Source organism: Pseudomonas citri (assembly GCF_025336485.1).
GTDB classification, from domain to species: domain Bacteria; phylum Pseudomonadota; class Gammaproteobacteria; order Pseudomonadales; family Pseudomonadaceae; genus Aquipseudomonas; species Aquipseudomonas citri.
Genome location: NZ_JAODAB010000002.1, coordinates 318,976 through 335,389 on the forward strand (window position 1 = coordinate 318,976; position 16,414 = coordinate 335,389).

A 16,414-nucleotide genomic window follows, 5' to 3' on the forward strand; every position below is an offset into this window, starting at 1 on the left:
CGGTCGATACCGGCTCAAATCTTGTTGAACAGACCCAGCTGGGAAATTTTGCTGAACGCCAATTGCGAGGCCTGCAACATGGTCTGCTGCAAGGTCAAGCGGGTCATCACTGCGGCCGCATCGGAATCGCGGATCGACGATTGAGTCTGGCTGTTGGCCAGGATCAGGCTCTGGTTGGTGTCGCTCTGGGTTTCCAGAGCCTGGCCGCGACCGCCCACCGAACTCAGGGCGCTGGACAACTGATCAGTGCCGCTTGCCAGGTTGCCGATGCCAGAAGCCAATGAGGCCTGCAATTTTTGCATGGCGATAGGGTCACCATTCGTCGGCGTGTTCAACGCGGTTTTCAACTGGTTCACGGTATCCAGGATGTTCTGGGTCTCATGGGTGTTGACCGCGATACTGAACTGATCGTCAGCAGCAGGCGTACCGTCCAAGGTAAAGCTCACGCCGGAGGCCGTTGCCACGTTACCGGCCAATGTGCCGCTGGACACCGGTTGGCTGTCGGCGGTTAGCGGCGCGGCGTAGAGGTCGAAATCGGTGGCGCTGGTGAACTTGAGCACAGCCGCCCCAGTGGGAAAACTGGCATGGTAAGCCACAGGATCGGTGATCGCGCTGTTGGTGACCTGGACTGTGGTCGGGTTGCCTGGGCTACGGGTCGCGACAAACGTGTCCGGCTTGGCGGCCAGGGTAAAGGTATGGCCTGGCAACACGGTCCCTGGTACATCACCGGTCTGCAGGTTGATGTTCAACGTCAACTCCACGCCACGGAATGTCACGGCCTGACCGCTTTTGCTGTTGGGGTCGAAAGCGCCCCCCTGGCTGGCTTCGGCAGTCACGTCGTTGCCTGCCGAGTCGGTGATTTTCAGTTGCGTGCCGCTGGCGAACTCCACGGTGTATGGCTCGCCGCTGCGGAACTTGCTGTTATAGCTGACATTGGACGACACCTGGCCATTGGACAGGACCACCCGACCATCATCCACCGCCGGCGCGGTCATGGTGACCTGGCTGCGGCTGGTATTGATCGCCTGCTGGAAAACGTCCCAACCGGTGCTGTTGGTGGCCATCGACATGGTGTCGCCGATCGGCAGGTCCAGGGTGACCTGGTCGCCGTTGTAGCTGTAGGTCCCATCGTTGTTGCGAGTGAACGGGGCGGTATCGCCCTTGGAACCGGCGAAAATATATTTACCGTTCTCATCCTTGCTGTTCATCAGGCTCAGCAACTGCTCTTCGATCTGGGCCAACTCCGAGGCGTTGGCCTGGCGGTCCGCGTCGGTGTAACCGGCGTTGCCGGCACCGACGGCCAATTCCTTGGCACGCTGCAGCACGTTACCGATGCTGTTCATGACCGCTTCGGTCGTGCCCAGGGTCGCCTTGATGGTCGTGGCGTTGGTTTCGTACTGGGACAGCATCGACGCTTGCGTGCCCAATTGCAGCAGACGCGAAGCCCCCACCGGGTCGTCGGCGGCGGTATTGACGCGCACCAGGCTGCTGGCCTCTTCGCTGGTCTTGACCACATTGGCGAAGTTTTTCTGATAGTTCGCAGCCGTGCTTTCGTAAAACTGGGAAGTAGAAATGCGCATGGGCTACGGCTCCTTAAAGACTATTGATCAATGTGCTGAAGATTTCCTGCGCCGCCTTGATGATCTGCGAAGACGCCGTGTAGTACTGCTGATACTTGACCAGGTTGCCGGTCTCCTCATCCAGATCCACCCCGGACAGCGAGTCACGGGCCGTCTTGGCGTTGTTGAAGATCGCACCGGTAGCGGCGCTGTCGAGCTTGCCCTGGGCAGCCTTGGCCCCTACGCCTTCGACCAGCTTGCCGTAGGCATCATTCAGGGAGATACCTTTGCTGGACGAGCTGGTGTCCACGGTTTTGGCTGTCTGCAAGCCGGCCAGGACGGTGCCGTTACGGTTGTCCAGGCTACCAGGCTGGCTGACGCTCACGTCGATGGCTGCGCCATTGGAGGGGGCACCGGCGATGGACATGTCAAAGGTGACGGTGCGCTGTACCGGCGGTACGGACGCATCCATGATCGGATTGCCGCTGGCATCCTTGAGTGGAACAGTCAGGCTCAGGGTATTGCTCTGACCTGGCTTGATCGTGCCACTGCTGATCGTGCCACCTTTGGCGTCGAGCAACTGGTAAGCCTGGCTGGTGCCGTCTGCGGACGTTGCACCGAACACCACCTTGACCGGCATGGAGGTCTTGATGCCGTTCTGGATGATGGTCGTGGTGGCTTCGTCGTAGATGTCCAGCTGGGTGGTCATGCTCGGCTGGCCACTGGCCGGAATGGTCAGCGTACCGCTGCCGCCTGGCACGATGGCGGCACCCAACGGTGCGGCAATCGCCAGCCGCTTGGAGTCGGTCATCTCGGTCTTGATGCTGCTCGCCGCATTGCGGGTCGGCGTGATCTTGAACGAATCGCCAGCGACGGCCCCGCCGCCGCCGAAAGTCATCGAGAAACCGTCGATCGTTGGCGCCGGCGTGGTCGCGGTGTTGAACGAGCCCTGGGAAGTACCGTCCGACAACCGCACTACGCTGTAGTCGCTCGCGCTGGTGAAGGTCACTTTGTAGTCGCTGATGTTCAACTGGCCGGTATCTTCGATGGACACGTTGAAGTTGCCGGAACCGGCGCTATTGTTCAGCGCGGCGATGCTGCGCTGACTCATCTGCTCAGCGCTGTTGATATTGGTGAACAGGTTGGAACCGAAAGCGCCGTTCATGTCGATGCCCGAGGCCTGGACCGTGTTCATCTGGTCGGCGACGACGAGGGCTACGCGGCCCAGTTCGTTCATGGCCGGGTCGAGCACAGTGCTGCGGTAGCGCAGCAGACCGCCGATTTCGCCACCGGAGAGCACCGAGGTCAGGTCCAGGGAGCTGGAACCGGTGTTGAGCTGGATGCCCATGCGCGACGGGTCGGTCTTGCTCGGAACCGCTTCCAGAGTATTGACGGTATTGCCCATGACCAATGGCTGACCGGACCCCAGGTAGATGTCCAGGTTGCTGCCCCTTTCCACCACTTGCGTGCCGGTGAGCGTCGAGAGCTGGAGAACGGCCTCGTTGCGCGAATCGAGTAGGTCGTTGGGCTCGCCCCCGGCATTGGCGACGTCGGCGATTTTCCTGTTCAACTGAGCAACGGTGGAGGCCAGTTTATTGATCTGGTCGGCCATGTTCGCCAGGTTGCCGTTGATGTTCTCGTTCTGCGCCGTCAACTGGCTGGCAATCGAATTGAAACGATTGCTCAGGGCTTGGGCATCGCTGAGCAGCAACTGACGGGAAGCATCGTCACCGGGCTTGGCGTTGACGTTCTGCACCGAGGCAAAGAACTTGGTCAGCGCACCGTTGAGGCCGGTACCACTGTCCGACAACAAGGAGTCGAGCGGCGTGATCTGCCCTTGATAGGCCGTCGCATCGCTGTTGAGCGAGGTGGTGGTCTTCAACTGCGCTTCGAGATAGGAGTTATAGACCCGCCGCACGTCCGCCAGGGTCGTGCCGGAACCAATGAACACGTTGCCGTACAGGTTGGACGCCTTGGTGGTCTGCACGGTCTGCTGACGCGAATAACCGGCGGTATCGACGTTGGAAATGTTGTTACCCGTGGTCACCAGCGCGGTCTGGCTGGCAGACAGACCCGACATCCCGATATTGAGCAAACTCATGGTTCAGACCTTATAAAGTCGTGGTGGCGCCTGCAGCGGCGTAGTTCTGGGAACTCGTCATCTGCCGGGCTATATGCGAAATCTTGCGGGCGTAGTTAGGGTCGGTGGCGTAACCGGCCTTCTGCAGCTCGCGTACAAACTGTTCCGGGTTATCGGCCGACTTCAGCACATCTTGATAGCGGCTGTTGCTTTGCAGCAGATTGACCAGGTCATGGAAGCTGTCGCGATACGAAGCGTAGGAACGGAACTCAGCCGTCTCCTTGACCATCTGGCCGTTGCGGAATTCGCTGGTGATCGCCCGCGCCGAATCGCCTTTCCAGTTCTGACTGGCCTTGATACCGAACAGGTTGTGGCTGCTGCTGCCATCGGGCTGGCGCATGACCGACTTGCCCCAGCCGGTTTCCAGGGCGGCCTGGGCCACCAGGTAACGCGGGTCGACACCGATGCGGTCCGCGGCTTCCTTGGCCATTGGCAGCATGGCGTTGACGAATTCGTCGGCATCGTGGAAGGCCTTGCGGGCCGGCGCCAGTGGCGGCTGGGCCACGGCGCGACCATAGACCTGCATGTCCTCTTTCGACTTGGACGCCTCGAGCGCGGCCAGCCAGTCGCCATTGCCCAGCGCACCGGAGGCTGGCGAAGTGGCACTGAGCGCCCGATCCGGCAGCAGGTTCTGTGCAGGCGCATCGGTAGCGGTCGACGCCGAAGGCACCAGCCCGGCGAGCAGGCGATCAGCCAGTTTCGGCGGCAGGGCCAAGCGACGCTGATTGAGCAGTTCCCTGTCGTTGCGGTGGACCCCCTCGGCCCCTTGCGGCGCATTCACGGCCCGCGAAGCCCACAACGGGCGCTGGCCACTGACGCGCGACAACGGGCCATCGGTGGGCAGCGTGCCAGCCGCCACCGGTGTGGGCACCGCGACATTGGCTGCCTTGTCGAGCGCCTCCTGCTGCTTCTGCGCCGATAACTTGGCAGCCTCGCCGGGTGCCAGCGGCTTGTTCTTCGACATCTGGCGCAGCAACACGTCTGCAAGGCCGATACCGCCGCCCTCGCGGGACATGGAAACGGCCAACTGCTGGTCGTACATTTCCTGGTACTGCTTGGCCTCGGGGGTGTTCATGGGGTTGTCCTTGCCCAGAGCCTCGGTGGCCGAACGCATGGACTTGAGCATTTCGCCGAGGAACAACGACTCGAATTCCTGCGCCACTTTACGCAGGTTGCCGTCGCTGTTCTTGTCGCCGACCTTGAGCTGGTTCAGGCGATTCAGGTCCGAGTAGGAACCCGAATCCCCGCTGATCAAAGCGCCCTTGCGCATATCCATGGCCGGCCCCTCAAATCACGATCAGATCGGCTTGCAACGCGCCGGCCTGTTTCAGTGCTTCGAGAATCGCCATCAAGTCACCCGGCGCCGCGCCGACCTGGTTCACCGCCCGGACGATTTCATCCAGGGTAGTGCCCGGACCGAACTTGAACATCGGCTTGGCTTCCTGTTCGGCACTGACCCGCGAACGCGGCACTACGGCGGTCTGGCCGTTGGACAAAGGCCCTGGCTGGCTGACGATCGGGTCTTCAGTGATGGTCACCGTCAGACTGCCGTGGGTCACGGCGGCCGGCGAAACCTTGACGTTCTGGCCGATCACGATGGTGCCGGTGCGCGAGTTGATGATGACTTTCGCCACTGCCTGGCCCGGGTCGACCTCAAGGTTTTCCAGGATCGACAGGTAGTCGACCCGCTGGCTCGGGTCCAGCGGCGCGGTGACGCGGATCGAGCCGCCGTCAATGGCCTGGGCCACGCCTGGGCCAAGCATGTCATTGATTTTGTCGACGATGCGCTTGGCGGTAGTGAAGTCGGAACGGTTGAGGTTCAGCGTCAGGCTGTTGCCCTGGTTGAAACCGCTCGGCACCGAACGTTCCACCGACGCACCACCCGGGATACGGCCCGCTGACGGAACGTTGACGGTGATTTTCGAACCGTCCGCGCCCGAAGCATCGAAACCGCCTACCACCAGGTTGCCCTGGGCGATGGCGTAGACGTTACCGTCGATACCCTTGAGGGGGGTCAGCAACAGGGTGCCGCCACGCAGGCTCTTGGAGTTACCAATGGACGAGACAGTGATGTCCACTTGCTGGCCGGGCTTGGCGAACGCCGGTAGATCGGCACTGACCGACACCGCCGCGACGTTCTTCAACTGCACGTTGCCGGAACCGGCCGGCACCTTGATGCCGAACTGCGACAGCATGTTGTTGAAGGTCTGCAGGGTGAACGGGGTCTGGGTGGTCTGGTCACCGGTGCCGTTCAGACCCACGACCAAGCCATAGCCGATCAACTGGTTGGAACGCACGCCGGAGATGCTGGCGATGTCCTTCAGGCGCTCGGCTTGAGCACTGAAGGCCGCCGCCATCACCAACGCACCCATCAGCAGTTGCTTGAGTTTCAACCGTTTGAGATTCAACTGGGCCACCTAGAAAGGAAACTTCGGGCTGAGGAAGAAACGGTCGAACCAGCCCGGCTGACTCGCATCGGCAAAGGCCCCGGTACCGGAGTATGTAATGCGCGCATCGGCCACACGGGTCGAGGGCACGGTGTTGTCGGTGGCAATGTCGTCGGCGCGAACCATGCCGGCGATGCGCACCAGCTCGTCACCGGTGTTGAGGGTCAGCCATTTTTCGCCCCGCACGGCGATGATGCCGTTGGGCAACACGTCGGCGACGGTCACGGTAATCGAACCGGTGAGGCTGTTGCTCTGCCCGGACTTGCTGTCGCCCTTGGTGGCGCGGTCGGAACCGTAGCCGGCATTGAGGCTCAGGTCGTTACTGCCGATCGGGTTATTGGTGGTCAGGCTAGAACCGAACAACGAGGTCAGGCCGACGCTGGTCTTGCTGGTCTTGTCGATCTGCGCATTGGCGTCCTTGCTGGCCTGGGTCCGCTCGTTAAGGGTGATGGTGATGATGTCACCGACCCGGAAGGCCTTGCGGTCCGTGTACAGGTTCTGCTCGAAACCGGCCTGGTAGATCGCGCCATTGTTGGCGGCAGCCGGCAACGGCGTGCGCGGCAACACCGGAGCGTAGTACGGGTCATTGGGCCTTGGCGTTGGCCCGACGCAGCCGGCGAGCGCGGTGATTCCACTCAGTGCCAGTACAGATACGAAGCGATTCATGACCCTACCTCTTGGTGTCGCAGGCGACCAAAGGCCGCCTTTTATAGATGTACTTGCCGATTCCGAGATGCAATTACAGATTCTGCGTGACGAACGAGAGCATCTGGTCGGCGGTGGAGATCACCTTGGAGTTCATTTCGTAGGCGCGCTGGGTGGTGATCATGTTGACCATCTCCTCCACAGTGCTCACGTTGGACGTTTCCAGGGTGTTCTGCAGGGTGGTGCCGAAGCCATTCAGGCCAGGGGTGCCAACTTGCGGCGCACCGCTGGCGGCGGTTTCCAGGAACAGGTTGTTACCCACCGCTTGCAGGCCGGCCGGGTTGATGAAGTCGGCGGTCTGCAGGTTGCCGATCACCTGGGCGGCCGGGTTGCCCGGCAAGGTGATGGACACGGTGCCGTCGCGGCCGACCGTGAAGGTCTGGGCATCGTTGGGGATCACAATGGCCGGCTCCAGGGCGAAACCGCTGGCGTTGACGATCTGGCCATTGGAGTCGAGGTGGAACGTACCGTCACGGGTATAGGCAGTGGTGCCGTCCGGCTGCAGGATCTGGAAGAAACCGCGGCCGTCGACGGCCATGTCCAGTGGCTGCTCGGTGGTTTGCAGGCTACCGGCAGTGAAGTTCTTCTGGGTGCCGACAATGCGCACACCGGTACCCACTTGCAGACCCGACGGCAATTCGCTGTCCTGGGTCGACTGGGCGCCTGGCTGGCGCTTGATCTGGTACAGCAGGTCCTGGAACTCGGCGCGATCACGTTTGAAACCCGTGGTCGAGACGTTCGCCAGGTTGTTGGAAATGGTGGTCAGGTTGGTGTCCTGGGCGGACAGACCGGTTTTGGCAACCCATAGAGCCGGAAGCATTCGATTCTCCTCGTACGCCTGTTTTTCGGCGCGACGCTGTAATTAATGGTTAGATCTGCAAGACCCGAGCCATGGCCTCGTCGCCTTCTTTGGCGGTGTTCATCATCTTGACGTGAAGCTCGAATTGCTTGGCCAGGGCCAGCACCGAAGTCATCTCGTCCACGGCATTGACGTTGCTCGCTTCCTGGAACCCCGACACCAGGCGCACGCCGGCGTCGACGGGGGCCGGCTGGCCATCCTTGGTACGGATCGAGCCATCCAGGCCCTTATTCATGTTCTTGAGGTCAGGGTTGACCAGCTTGATGCGGTCCACCTCAGCCATCACTCGCGGACCTTCGCCCATGGCGCGGATACTGATGGTGCCGTCCTCGCCGATTTCGATTTTCTGCTCCGGCGGCACGGCGATCGGACCACCGTTGCCCATCACCGGCATGCCGTTGCCGGCACGCAATACGCCCAGGGCGTCAACGTTGAGGCTGCCGGTGCGCACATAGCTTTCACCGCCATCGGGATTCTGCACCGCCATCCAACCCGGCCCACTGACCGCCACGTCGAGGTCACGACCGGTTTCCACCAGCGCACCCGGAGTGAAGTCGGTGGCAGGCCGCTCGGACATGGCAAACGCCCGCGCCGGAAAGCTGTCGCCGAACACCGGCATCGAGCGCGCCTGCTCCAGGTCTTTTTGAAAACCATTGGTGGAGATGTTCGCCAGGTTGTTGGCATGGGCCCGTTGCGCCAGTGCGTTCTGGCTGGCGCCGGTCATTGCCACATAAAGGTACTTGTCCACTGTCGTTCCTCTGCATGCCGGACGTTTGCCGCCCACTGCTGTGTCGCACAGCCATAAGCAATTTGCAGACCAACTTTTTTCTGACGCATCAGCCCCCGATAAACAAAGGGGTTGCGGGTTTCAGGGGGGATTTGTTGAATGTATCGAAGACGAAAAACCGGCGGTGCGGTGCCGCTTCACGGCAATACTTGGTTTAAAGACGAATACCTGTGGCGAGGGGATCTATCCCCTCGCCACAAAAGCACGCGCCCCGGAATCATGTGCCGGGTTCTTTACCCACCTCATACTCGCGCAGCTTATTGGCAATGGTCGTATGGGAAACCCCCAGCCGCTTGCCCAGTTGCCGGCTGCTGGGGTGTTCGGAGTACAGCCGCTCCAACACAGCTTTCTCGAAGCGCCCGACGATTTCGTCCAGGCCACCCTCCAGGGAAAAATCGCCGAGGGGTTGGCGCACGCCATAGTCCGGCAAACGGATGTGCTCGACCTTCACCGTCCCGCCATCGCACAGGGAGACGGCCTGGAACAGCACGTTCTCCAACTGCCGGACATTGCCCGGCCAATGATAGTGGCGCAGGCGCTCCATGGCCGCTGGCGCCAGTTTTGGCAAGGAACAGCCGATTTGCCGACTGGCCTGGTCGAGAAAATGCTCCACCAAGGGCATCAGGCCGTCGAGGCATTCGCGCAGCGGTGGGATGTGCAGGGAAAGAACGTTCAAGCGGTGGTACAAATCCTGACGGAATTCGCCTCGGGCGCAGAGCTCAGACAGATCTACCTGGGTCGCGCAGATCACCCGGACGTCGAGGTAGACCTCTTCGTCGCTGCCTACCCTACGGAAGCAGCCGTCCTGCAAAAAGCGCAGCAGTTTCACTTGCAGGCGCGGGCTCATTTCCCCGACCCCATCGAGAAACAGCGTCCCGCCCGCGGTCAGTTCCAGCAGCCCCAGCTTGCCTTCGGCCCGAGCCCCTTCAAAAGCGCCAGGGCCATAGCCGAACAATTCTGTCTCGGCCATGGACTCCGGCAGCCCGGCACAGTTGAGCGCCATCAACGGCGACTGCCCCCGCGGGCTCGCCAGATGGCAGGCGCGGGCCAGCAGCTCCTTGCCGGTGCCGGTTTCACCTTCTATCAACAGCGGCGCGTCCAGCGGCGCCATGCGCCGGGCCTCGCGGACCACCGCCGCCATCACCTTGGAACTCTGGAAAATGCTGTCGAAGCCACGCAACTCCTGCTTGCGTACGTTGTAGATACGCTCGCCCACCCGGTCGGCCCGGTGCAAGGTCAACACCGCGCCGGCCATCGCCTCGCTGTCGTCGTGTTCGGATTGCAGCGGTGCGATGTCCGCCAGGAACACATCGCCCTTGACCTTGACCCGCAGCCCGTTGATGCGCGACTGGTTGGCGCGCACCAGTTCCGGCAGATCGAAATCCTCAGCGTAGCGGGACAGCGGGATCCCTGGCACCTCGTCCACCCGCACACCGAGCAACTGCGCCGCCGCTCGGTTGGCCGCGACGATGGAACCGCCCATGTCGATGGACAACACCGGAAACTCCAGGGCGCCCAGCAACGCGTTGAGCTCCATGTGCCGACGCTCGCTGGGCATCAGTCCTACGCGCTTGACGCCGAAGACACCGGCAATTCCCTCGAATTTCGGACGCAACGCCTGGAATTGGATGTTGATCAGGTTCGGACAGTGCAGGTAGATCGCGTTGCCATGTTCGCCCCCCACCTCGCCCCGGGCGACGTTGATGCCGTACTCCACCAGCAGGTTGAGAATGTCCCGCAGGATGCCGATGCGGTTCTGGCAATGGACTTTGATGCGCATAAGAGGCTCGATGTGTGTAGGCAATCAAATGGAATAGGGACTGCTGCACAGTCCAACGGGAGCAAGCTCCCTCGCCACCGTTTTTTTGCCTGGTGGCGCAAATAGTCGTCAAGATTATGTGACAGCTGTAGGACGTTTTACAGCCTCATCTCCCTTCAGAGCGGCCACACGCCCAAATACGTAACGAAAACTTTACGAATTTTCCACCAACAAGCCGTTCAGCCCTAAATCGGCCCGCTGCGCACGCCTCTGCTTCGCGCTATCTCTAATACATCGCTGGACATAACAACAAACAGCCTTTCTCCCGGTTTCCGAGCCGGAGGAAAAACAGCAGGAGAGCAGCATGAAGCAGACGCAGTACGTGGCCCGCGAGCCCGATGCGCAAGGTTTTATCCACTACACCGCCGAAGAACACGCGGTGTGGAATACGCTGATCACCCGCCAGCTGAAAGTCGTCGAAGGCCGTGCGTGCCAGGAATACCTGGACGGCATCGACAAGCTGGGCCTGCCCCACGACCGCATCCCGCAACTGAGCGAAATCAACCAAGTGCTGGGCGTAACCACCGGCTGGCAAGTCGCCCGGGTACCGGCGCTGATCCCTTTCCAGACGTTCTTCGAATTGCTCGCCAGCAAGCAGTTTCCGGTGGCAACCTTCATTCGTACCCGCGAAGAACTGGATTACCTGCAAGAGCCGGACATTTTCCACGAGATTTTCGGCCATTGCCCATTGCTGACCAATCCCTGGTTCGCAGAGTTCACCCACACCTACGGCAAGCTCGGCCTCCAGGCGTCCAAGGAAGAACGCGTTTACCTGGCGCGGCTGTATTGGATGACCATCGAGTTCGGCCTGGTGGAAACGCCGCAAGGCCGACGCATCTACGGCGGCGGCATCCTGTCCTCGCCCAAGGAAACCGTGTATTGCCTGTCCAACGAGCCGGAGCACCAGGCCTTCGACCCGCTGGAAGCCATGCGCACGCCGTACCGCATCGACATCCTGCAACCGCTGTATTTCGTGCTGCCGGAGCTCAAGCGTCTGTTCGACCTGGCCCACGAAGACATCATGGGCATGGTCAAGCGTGGCCGTGAACTGGGCTTGCATGCCCCGAAATTTCCACCAAAGGCTGCGTGACCCGCGACTTTTGATCCCAATTGAGTCTGTTGCACAGCGCGGCTTTGCTTTAGCGTGGGTGCATCGACGCTTTTCAAATATTCGATCCAGGAAACCCACCATGAACACTCTGAACCAAGCCCATTGCGAAGCCTGCCGCGCCGACGCCCCGCAAGTCAGCGACGAAGAACTGCCGGTGCTGATCAAGCAGATCCCGGACTGGAACATCGAAGTGCGCGACAGCGTGATGCAGTTGGAAAAGGTATTCCTGTTCAAGAACTTCAAGCACGCCCTGGCGTTCACCAATGCCGTTGGCGAAATCTCTGAGGCCGAAGGCCATCACCCTGGCCTGCTCACCGAATGGGGCAAGGTCACCGTGACCTGGTGGAGCCACTCCATCAAGGGCCTGCACCGCAACGACTTCATCATGGCCGCCCGCACCGATGACGTGGCCAAGACAGCCGAGGGCCGCAAGTAATGCATTTCGACGCCATCGGCCGGGTGCCCGGCGACCCGATCCTCGGCCTGATGGAGGCCTATGGGGCGGACAGCAATCCGAACAAGTTCGACCTGGGTGTGGGTGTCTACAAGGATGCCCTGGGCCTGACGCCGATTCTTGCGTCGGTGAAACTGGCCGAGCAGCGACTCGTCGATAGCCAGGCTACCAAGACCTACATCGGCGGGCATGGCGATGCCGTGTTCGGCCGGTTGATCAATGAACTGGTATTGGGCGCCGACTCGTCGCTGATCCAGGAAAAACGCGCGGGCGCCACCCAGACCCCAGGCGGCACAGGGGCCCTGCGCCTGAGTGCCGACTTCATCGCCCAGTGCCTACCGGGCCGTGGCGTCTGGTTGAGCAATCCGACCTGGCCGATCCACGAAACCATCTTCGCGACGGCCGGACTCAAGGTCAGCCATTACCCTTACGTAGACGCTGATAACCGCCTGGATTTCGAGGCGATGCTGGCCACCCTATCCCAGATTCCCAAAGGCGACGTGGTATTGCTGCACGCCTGTTGCCACAACCCCACTGGCTTCGACCTGTCCCATGAGCAATGGCGGCAGGTGTTGGATGTGGTCCGTAGCCGCAACCTGCTGCCGCTGATCGACTTTGCCTACCAGGGCTTCGGCGATGGGTTGGAGCAGGACGCCTGGGCAGTCCGGCTGTTTGCCCAGGCGCTGCCGGAAATGCTGGTCACCAGCTCCTGCTCGAAGAACTTCGGGCTGTACCGCGACCGTACCGGCGCGCTGATCGTGTGCGCGGCGGATGCGGAAAAACTCGTGGATATCCGCAGCCAATTGGCCAACATCGCTCGCAACCTGTGGTCGACACCACCGGACCATGGCGCGGCGGTGGTGGCGACGATCCTGGGTGACGCGCAACTCAAGAGCCTGTGGGCCGACGAAGTACAGGCCATGCGTCTGCGCATCGCGCTGTTACGCAACGGCTTGCTGGAAGCCCTCGAACCCCATGGCCTGCGTGAACGTTTTGCGCATATCGGTGTGCAACGCGGGATGTTCTCCTACACCGGTCTGACACCGGGACAGGTCAAGCACTTGCGCGAGCGCCACAGCGTGTACATGGTCGGCACCGGCCGGGCCAACGTCGCCGGTATCGACGCCACGCGCCTGGGGCTGTTGGCCGAGGCTATTGCTGACGTTTGTAAATAACACCAGTCACTGTGGCGAGGGAGCAAGCTCCCTCGCCACAGACCTTTCGGGGCTAGGCGCCTGTCCACTCACGGACAAATTCGGCGGTGTCTTCTTTCGGCGCGATGCGCGCCTCTTTCTGCGGGGTACCCAGGTAAAGGAAGCCGATCACTTCCTCGCCATCGGCCAGGCCCAGCCCTTCGGCCACATGAGGCGAGTACGCCAGCTCACCCGTGCGCCACACGCCGCCAACACCCTGGGCATAAGCCGCCAGCAGGATGCCGTGGGCGGCGCAACCTGCCGCCAGCAATTGCTCGGATTTCGGGATTTTGAAATGGTCCTGCAAACGGGCGATCACCACCACGACCAACGGCGCACGCAACGGGCCATTGAGGGCCTTTTCCACGACAGCTTCGGACACCAGCGGGTCATTGAAGCGTGCCGCTTCGGCCAGCAGTTCACCCATGCGATAGCGCGCTTGACCTTCGACCGTCAGGAAACGCCATGGCCGCAACTGGCCATGGTCCGGGGCCCGCATCGCCGCGGCGAACATGACCTCGCGTTGTTCGGGGGTCGGCGCCGGGTCCACCAGGCGCGGGACGGAAACACGGTTGAGCAAAGCGTCGAGAGCCTGCATCGGCCACCTCCTGAAAAAATGTCCGGCTATTCTAGACACAAGCGGCGCCGGGTGCCGGTTTACATGCAGCATGCCGTGGGTAGAATGGCGCCCTTCCCTTTCAGCCCGAGCGGACTTCATGGCGTTGCCGACCCTGCGGATCATCGGTTTCATTATCGGCATCTTCCTGATCACCCTGGCGATCTTCATGGTCGTGCCCATGGCCACGCTGCTGATCTTCGAGCGCACCCGGGACCTGCCGTCGTTCCTCTGGTCGAGCATGATCACCTTCGTCGCCGGCCTGGCGCTGGTCCTGCCCGGGCGCCCGGAACACATCCACCTGCGCCCGCGCGACATGTACCTGCTGACCGTCAGCAGTTGGCTGGTGGTGTGCATCTTTGCCGCGTTGCCCTTCCTGCTGACCCAGAAGATCAGCTACACCGACTCGTTCTTCGAGAGCATGTCGGGGATCACCGCCACTGGCGCCACGGTCTTGAGTGGCCTGGACAACATGTCCCCGGGCATCCTGATGTGGCGCTCGCTGCTGCACTGGCTCGGCGGCATCGGTTTCATCGGCATGGCGGTGGCGATCCTGCCGTTGCTGCGCATCGGTGGCATGCGGTTGTTCCAGACTGAATCCTCGGACCGCTCGGAAAAAGTCATGCCCCGCTCCCACATGGTGGCGCGATTGATCGTCGCGTCCTACGTGGGCATCACCATTCTCGGCACCCTGGCGCTGTGGTGGGCCGGGATGAGCCTGTTCGACGCCATCAACCATTCGATGTCGGCCATTTCCACCGGAGGCTTCTCCACTTCGGACCTGTCGCTGGCCAAATGGACCGAGCCGGCGGTGCACTGGGTGGCCATCGTCATCATGATCCTGGGCAGCCTGCCGTTCGCCCTCTACGTCTCGACGCTGCGGGGTCATCGCCGGGCGCTGATCAAGGACCAACAGGTCCAGGGGCTGCTCGCGGTGCTGCTGGTGACCTGGCTGGTGCTCGGCACCTGGTACTGGGCGACCACCGACCTGCATTGGCTCGACGCCCTGCGCCACGTGGCGCTGAACGTCACGTCGATCGTCACCACCACCGGTTTCGCCCTGGGGGACTACAGCCTGTGGGGCAATTTCTCGCTGATGCTGTTCTTCTACCTCGGGTTCGTCGGCGGCTGCTCCGGCTCGACGGCGGGCGGAATCAAGATCTTCCGCTTCCAGGTCGCCTACATTCTGCTTCGGGCCAACCTCAATCAGCTGATTCACCCGCGTGCGGTGATCAAGCAGAAATACAACGGTCACCGCCTCGACGAGGAAATCGTCCGCTCGATCCTCACCTTCTCGTTTTTCTTCGCCATCACTATCTGCGTGATCGCCCTGCTGCTGTCGCTGCTGGGCGTGGAGTGGATGACCGCGCTGACCGGTGCCGCCAGTACCGTTTCCGGCGTCGGCCCGGGCCTTGGGGAGACCATTGGCCCGGCCGGCAACTTTTCACCGCTGCCGGATGCCGCCAAGTGGATTCTGTCCGCCGGCATGCTGCTGGGCCGGCTGGAGATCATCACGGTGTTCGTGTTGTGCATTCCGGCGTTCTGGCGTCACTGACGGTCTGGCTGAGCAAGCGCGCCCGGTACTCGCCAGGCGTGGTGTCAAACCAACGGCGAAAGGCCCGGAAGAAATTGCTCGGGTCGGCAAACCCCAGCAGATAAGCGATTTCCAGCAAGGTCATGGTCGGTTGCGCCAGGTACTGCTCGGCCAGTTCGCGGCGGGTGTCGTCCAGCAGGTTCTGGAAGCAGGTACCCTCTTCCAGAAGGCGTCGCTGCAAGGTGCGCTGGGACAAATGCAGCTTCTGGGCCACCACCTCGCGCTTGGGCTCGCCCTGGGGCAGCAGCCGGCACAACACCTGCCGCGTCCGGTGCGTGACGCGACTTTCGGAAAAACGCGCCAGGTATTCACCGGCGAAACGATCATGGAGCTCCGCCATGGCCACGTTAGCCGTGGGCAGCGATGCTTCCATATCGGCCCGATGGAAAATCAGTGCATCGTAGGGCGCACCAAACACCAGTGGTGCGGGGAAGGCTTGTCGATAAGGCTCCGGGTCATCGGGCTCGGCGCCCTGGAACAACACCTTGACCGGGTGCAGGGAGCGTCCGGTCAGCCAGTTGCACATGGCCAGCGCACAGGCCAGGGATGCTTCGGCACTTTGCCGCGTCGGCGGGAGATGGTCGCCATGCACCGTCAGGATCAGCCCGTAGCCCTCTTTCAGCTGGCGGATACTCAGGTCGGCACTTTCGGCGATGATCCGCTGGTAACGCACCAGCCGCTGGAACCCTTCGATCAACGTGCGACTGGACATCAACGCGTAACCGACCACATGGAACGACGCCGGGCGCACCACCTTGCCCATGTTCAAGCCAATGGCCGGGTTGCCCGACAGCGTCACTGCCAGTTGCCAGAGGCGTGTCATCGAATCCTGGGGGAAACGGGCGTCCGGATCTTCCAGCGCGTCGAAATCCAGCCCCAACTGCTTGAACAGCGCACGGCAATCCAGGCCGTCCATTTCCAACGCCTTGACAATCCCCATCGCCCAGCTTGAAGAAGTCGTTCGTTCGCCCATGACGTTTTACTTGCATGACGAGCCGCAGGGTACGGCTGGTTTGGCGAAGGATACAGCGTCCGCTGTAAGACAGGACACTAGAGTGGCATCCATTGTCACTGGCTGTTGTGAATGATCCTTCTAGACTTCAATCAAGCCGTTGAATGCAAAACCTCAC

Annotated in this window: 14 protein-coding genes; 4 read left to right on the forward strand and 10 right to left on the reverse strand. The window is 61.6% G+C overall.

The window, feature by feature from the left end; genetic code table 11:
• Positions 1 to 14 precede the first annotated feature (14 nt).
• The 8 genes from N4Q37_RS03690 to N4Q37_RS03725 form a co-directional block, all read right to left on the reverse strand.
• Entirely contained in the window at positions 15 to 1,580 is a 1,566-nt protein-coding gene (locus tag N4Q37_RS03690) for a flagellar hook-associated protein 3 (protein WP_260955466.1), read from the reverse strand.
• Between the two features lie 13 nt (positions 1,581 to 1,593).
• Entirely contained in the window at positions 1,594 to 3,660 is a 2,067-nt protein-coding gene (gene flgK / locus N4Q37_RS03695; protein ID WP_260955468.1) for a flagellar hook-associated protein FlgK, read from the reverse strand.
• Between the two features lie 10 nt (positions 3,661 to 3,670).
• Positions 3,671 to 4,975: a flagellar assembly peptidoglycan hydrolase FlgJ gene (gene flgJ, locus N4Q37_RS03700; RefSeq protein WP_260955470.1), complete on the reverse strand. Its 1,305-nt coding sequence runs from the start codon at positions 4,973 to 4,975 to the stop codon at positions 3,671 to 3,673.
• 10 nt (positions 4,976 to 4,985) lie between these two features.
• Complete coding sequence (locus N4Q37_RS03705; protein WP_260955641.1) at positions 4,986 to 6,071, reverse strand: flagellar basal body P-ring protein FlgI; 1,086 nt, start codon at positions 6,069 to 6,071, stop codon at positions 4,986 to 4,988.
• A 45-nt stretch (positions 6,072 to 6,116) separates the two neighbouring features.
• Positions 6,117 to 6,812 carry a flagellar basal body L-ring protein FlgH gene (flgH, locus tag N4Q37_RS03710; protein WP_260955472.1) on the reverse strand — a complete coding sequence of 232 codons (696 nt, stop codon included), beginning with the start codon at positions 6,810 to 6,812 and terminating at the stop codon, positions 6,117 to 6,119.
• Between the two features lie 73 nt (positions 6,813 to 6,885).
• A complete protein-coding gene (flgG, locus tag N4Q37_RS03715; RefSeq protein WP_260955474.1) occupies positions 6,886 to 7,671 on the reverse strand; it encodes a flagellar basal-body rod protein FlgG in 786 nt (261 codons plus the stop codon).
• Positions 7,672 to 7,720: 49 nt separating this feature from the next.
• Positions 7,721 to 8,458 (reverse strand): flagellar basal body rod protein FlgF, encoded by a 738-nt coding sequence (locus N4Q37_RS03720; protein WP_260955476.1) that lies wholly within the window; start codon positions 8,456 to 8,458, stop codon positions 7,721 to 7,723.
• A 256-nt stretch (positions 8,459 to 8,714) separates the two neighbouring features.
• Entirely contained in the window at positions 8,715 to 10,277 is a 1,563-nt protein-coding gene (locus tag N4Q37_RS03725; RefSeq protein ID WP_260955478.1) for a sigma-54-dependent transcriptional regulator, read from the reverse strand.
• A gap of 343 nt (positions 10,278 to 10,620) precedes the next feature.
• On the opposite strand from N4Q37_RS03725, the gene phhA reads away from it, so the two are divergent.
• From phhA to N4Q37_RS03740, 3 genes are all read left to right on the forward strand, one after another.
• On the forward strand, positions 10,621 to 11,406 hold the full coding sequence (phhA, locus tag N4Q37_RS03730; protein WP_260955480.1) for a phenylalanine 4-monooxygenase: 786 nt from the start codon (positions 10,621 to 10,623) through the stop codon (positions 11,404 to 11,406).
• Between the two features lie 100 nt (positions 11,407 to 11,506).
• Positions 11,507 to 11,863, forward strand: coding sequence for a 4a-hydroxytetrahydrobiopterin dehydratase (locus N4Q37_RS03735; protein WP_013692526.1), 357 nt, complete (start codon positions 11,507 to 11,509; stop codon positions 11,861 to 11,863).
• Positions 11,863 to 13,056, forward strand: a complete 1,194-nt coding sequence (locus N4Q37_RS03740) for an amino acid aminotransferase (RefSeq protein WP_260955483.1) — start codon at positions 11,863 to 11,865, stop codon at positions 13,054 to 13,056. The genes N4Q37_RS03735 and N4Q37_RS03740 overlap by 1 nt, the downstream gene beginning before the upstream one ends.
• Before the next feature lie 52 nt (positions 13,057 to 13,108).
• Here the strand turns inward: N4Q37_RS03740 and N4Q37_RS03745 are convergent, their stop codons facing one another.
• Complete coding sequence (locus tag N4Q37_RS03745) at positions 13,109 to 13,672, reverse strand: NAD(P)H nitroreductase (RefSeq protein ID WP_260955485.1); 564 nt, start codon at positions 13,670 to 13,672, stop codon at positions 13,109 to 13,111.
• A 118-nt stretch (positions 13,673 to 13,790) separates the two neighbouring features.
• Here N4Q37_RS03745 and N4Q37_RS03750 point away from each other — a divergent pair, with 118 nt between their 5' ends.
• Complete coding sequence (locus tag N4Q37_RS03750) at positions 13,791 to 15,245, forward strand: TrkH family potassium uptake protein (protein WP_260955487.1); 1,455 nt, start codon at positions 13,791 to 13,793, stop codon at positions 15,243 to 15,245.
• Here the strand turns inward: N4Q37_RS03750 and N4Q37_RS03755 are convergent.
• The gene (locus tag N4Q37_RS03755) at positions 15,202 to 16,257 is read right to left on the reverse strand and encodes an AraC family transcriptional regulator (protein ID WP_260955489.1); all 1,056 of its coding nucleotides are present in this window, start codon (positions 16,255 to 16,257) and stop codon (positions 15,202 to 15,204) included. The two genes, N4Q37_RS03750 and N4Q37_RS03755, sit on opposite strands and share 44 nt — an antisense overlap.
• Positions 16,258 to 16,414 lie beyond the last annotated feature (157 nt).

Excerpts from the sequence above, each read along its gene's own strand:
- N4Q37_RS03690 (WP_260955466.1), bottom strand. The coding sequence starts at position 1,580 with ATGCGCATTTCTACTTCCCAGTTTTACGAAAGCACGGCTGCGAACTAT.
- flgK (WP_260955468.1), bottom strand. The coding sequence starts at position 3,660 with ATGAGTTTGCTCAATATCGGGATGTCGGGTCTGTCTGCCAGCCAGACC.
- flgJ (WP_260955470.1), bottom strand. The coding sequence starts at position 4,975 with ATGGATATGCGCAAGGGCGCTTTGATCAGCGGGGATTCGGGTTCCTAC.
- N4Q37_RS03705 (WP_260955641.1), bottom strand. The coding sequence starts at position 6,071 with ATGGGTGCGTTGGTGATGGCGGCGGCCTTCAGTGCTCAAGCCGAGCGC.
- flgH (WP_260955472.1), bottom strand. The coding sequence starts at position 6,812 with ATGAATCGCTTCGTATCTGTACTGGCACTGAGTGGAATCACCGCGCTC.
- flgG (WP_260955474.1), bottom strand. The coding sequence starts at position 7,671 with ATGCTTCCGGCTCTATGGGTTGCCAAAACCGGTCTGTCCGCCCAGGAC.
- N4Q37_RS03725 (WP_260955478.1), bottom strand. The coding sequence starts at position 10,277 with ATGCGCATCAAAGTCCATTGCCAGAACCGCATCGGCATCCTGCGGGAC.
- phhA (WP_260955480.1), top strand. The coding sequence starts at position 10,621 with ATGAAGCAGACGCAGTACGTGGCCCGCGAGCCCGATGCGCAAGGTTTT.
- N4Q37_RS03735 (WP_013692526.1), top strand. The coding sequence starts at position 11,507 with ATGAACACTCTGAACCAAGCCCATTGCGAAGCCTGCCGCGCCGACGCC.
- N4Q37_RS03740 (WP_260955483.1), top strand. The coding sequence starts at position 11,863 with ATGCATTTCGACGCCATCGGCCGGGTGCCCGGCGACCCGATCCTCGGC.
- N4Q37_RS03745 (WP_260955485.1), bottom strand. The coding sequence starts at position 13,672 with ATGCAGGCTCTCGACGCTTTGCTCAACCGTGTTTCCGTCCCGCGCCTG.
- N4Q37_RS03750 (WP_260955487.1), top strand. The coding sequence starts at position 13,791 with ATGGCGTTGCCGACCCTGCGGATCATCGGTTTCATTATCGGCATCTTC.
- N4Q37_RS03755 (WP_260955489.1), bottom strand. The coding sequence starts at position 16,257 with ATGGGCGAACGAACGACTTCTTCAAGCTGGGCGATGGGGATTGTCAAG.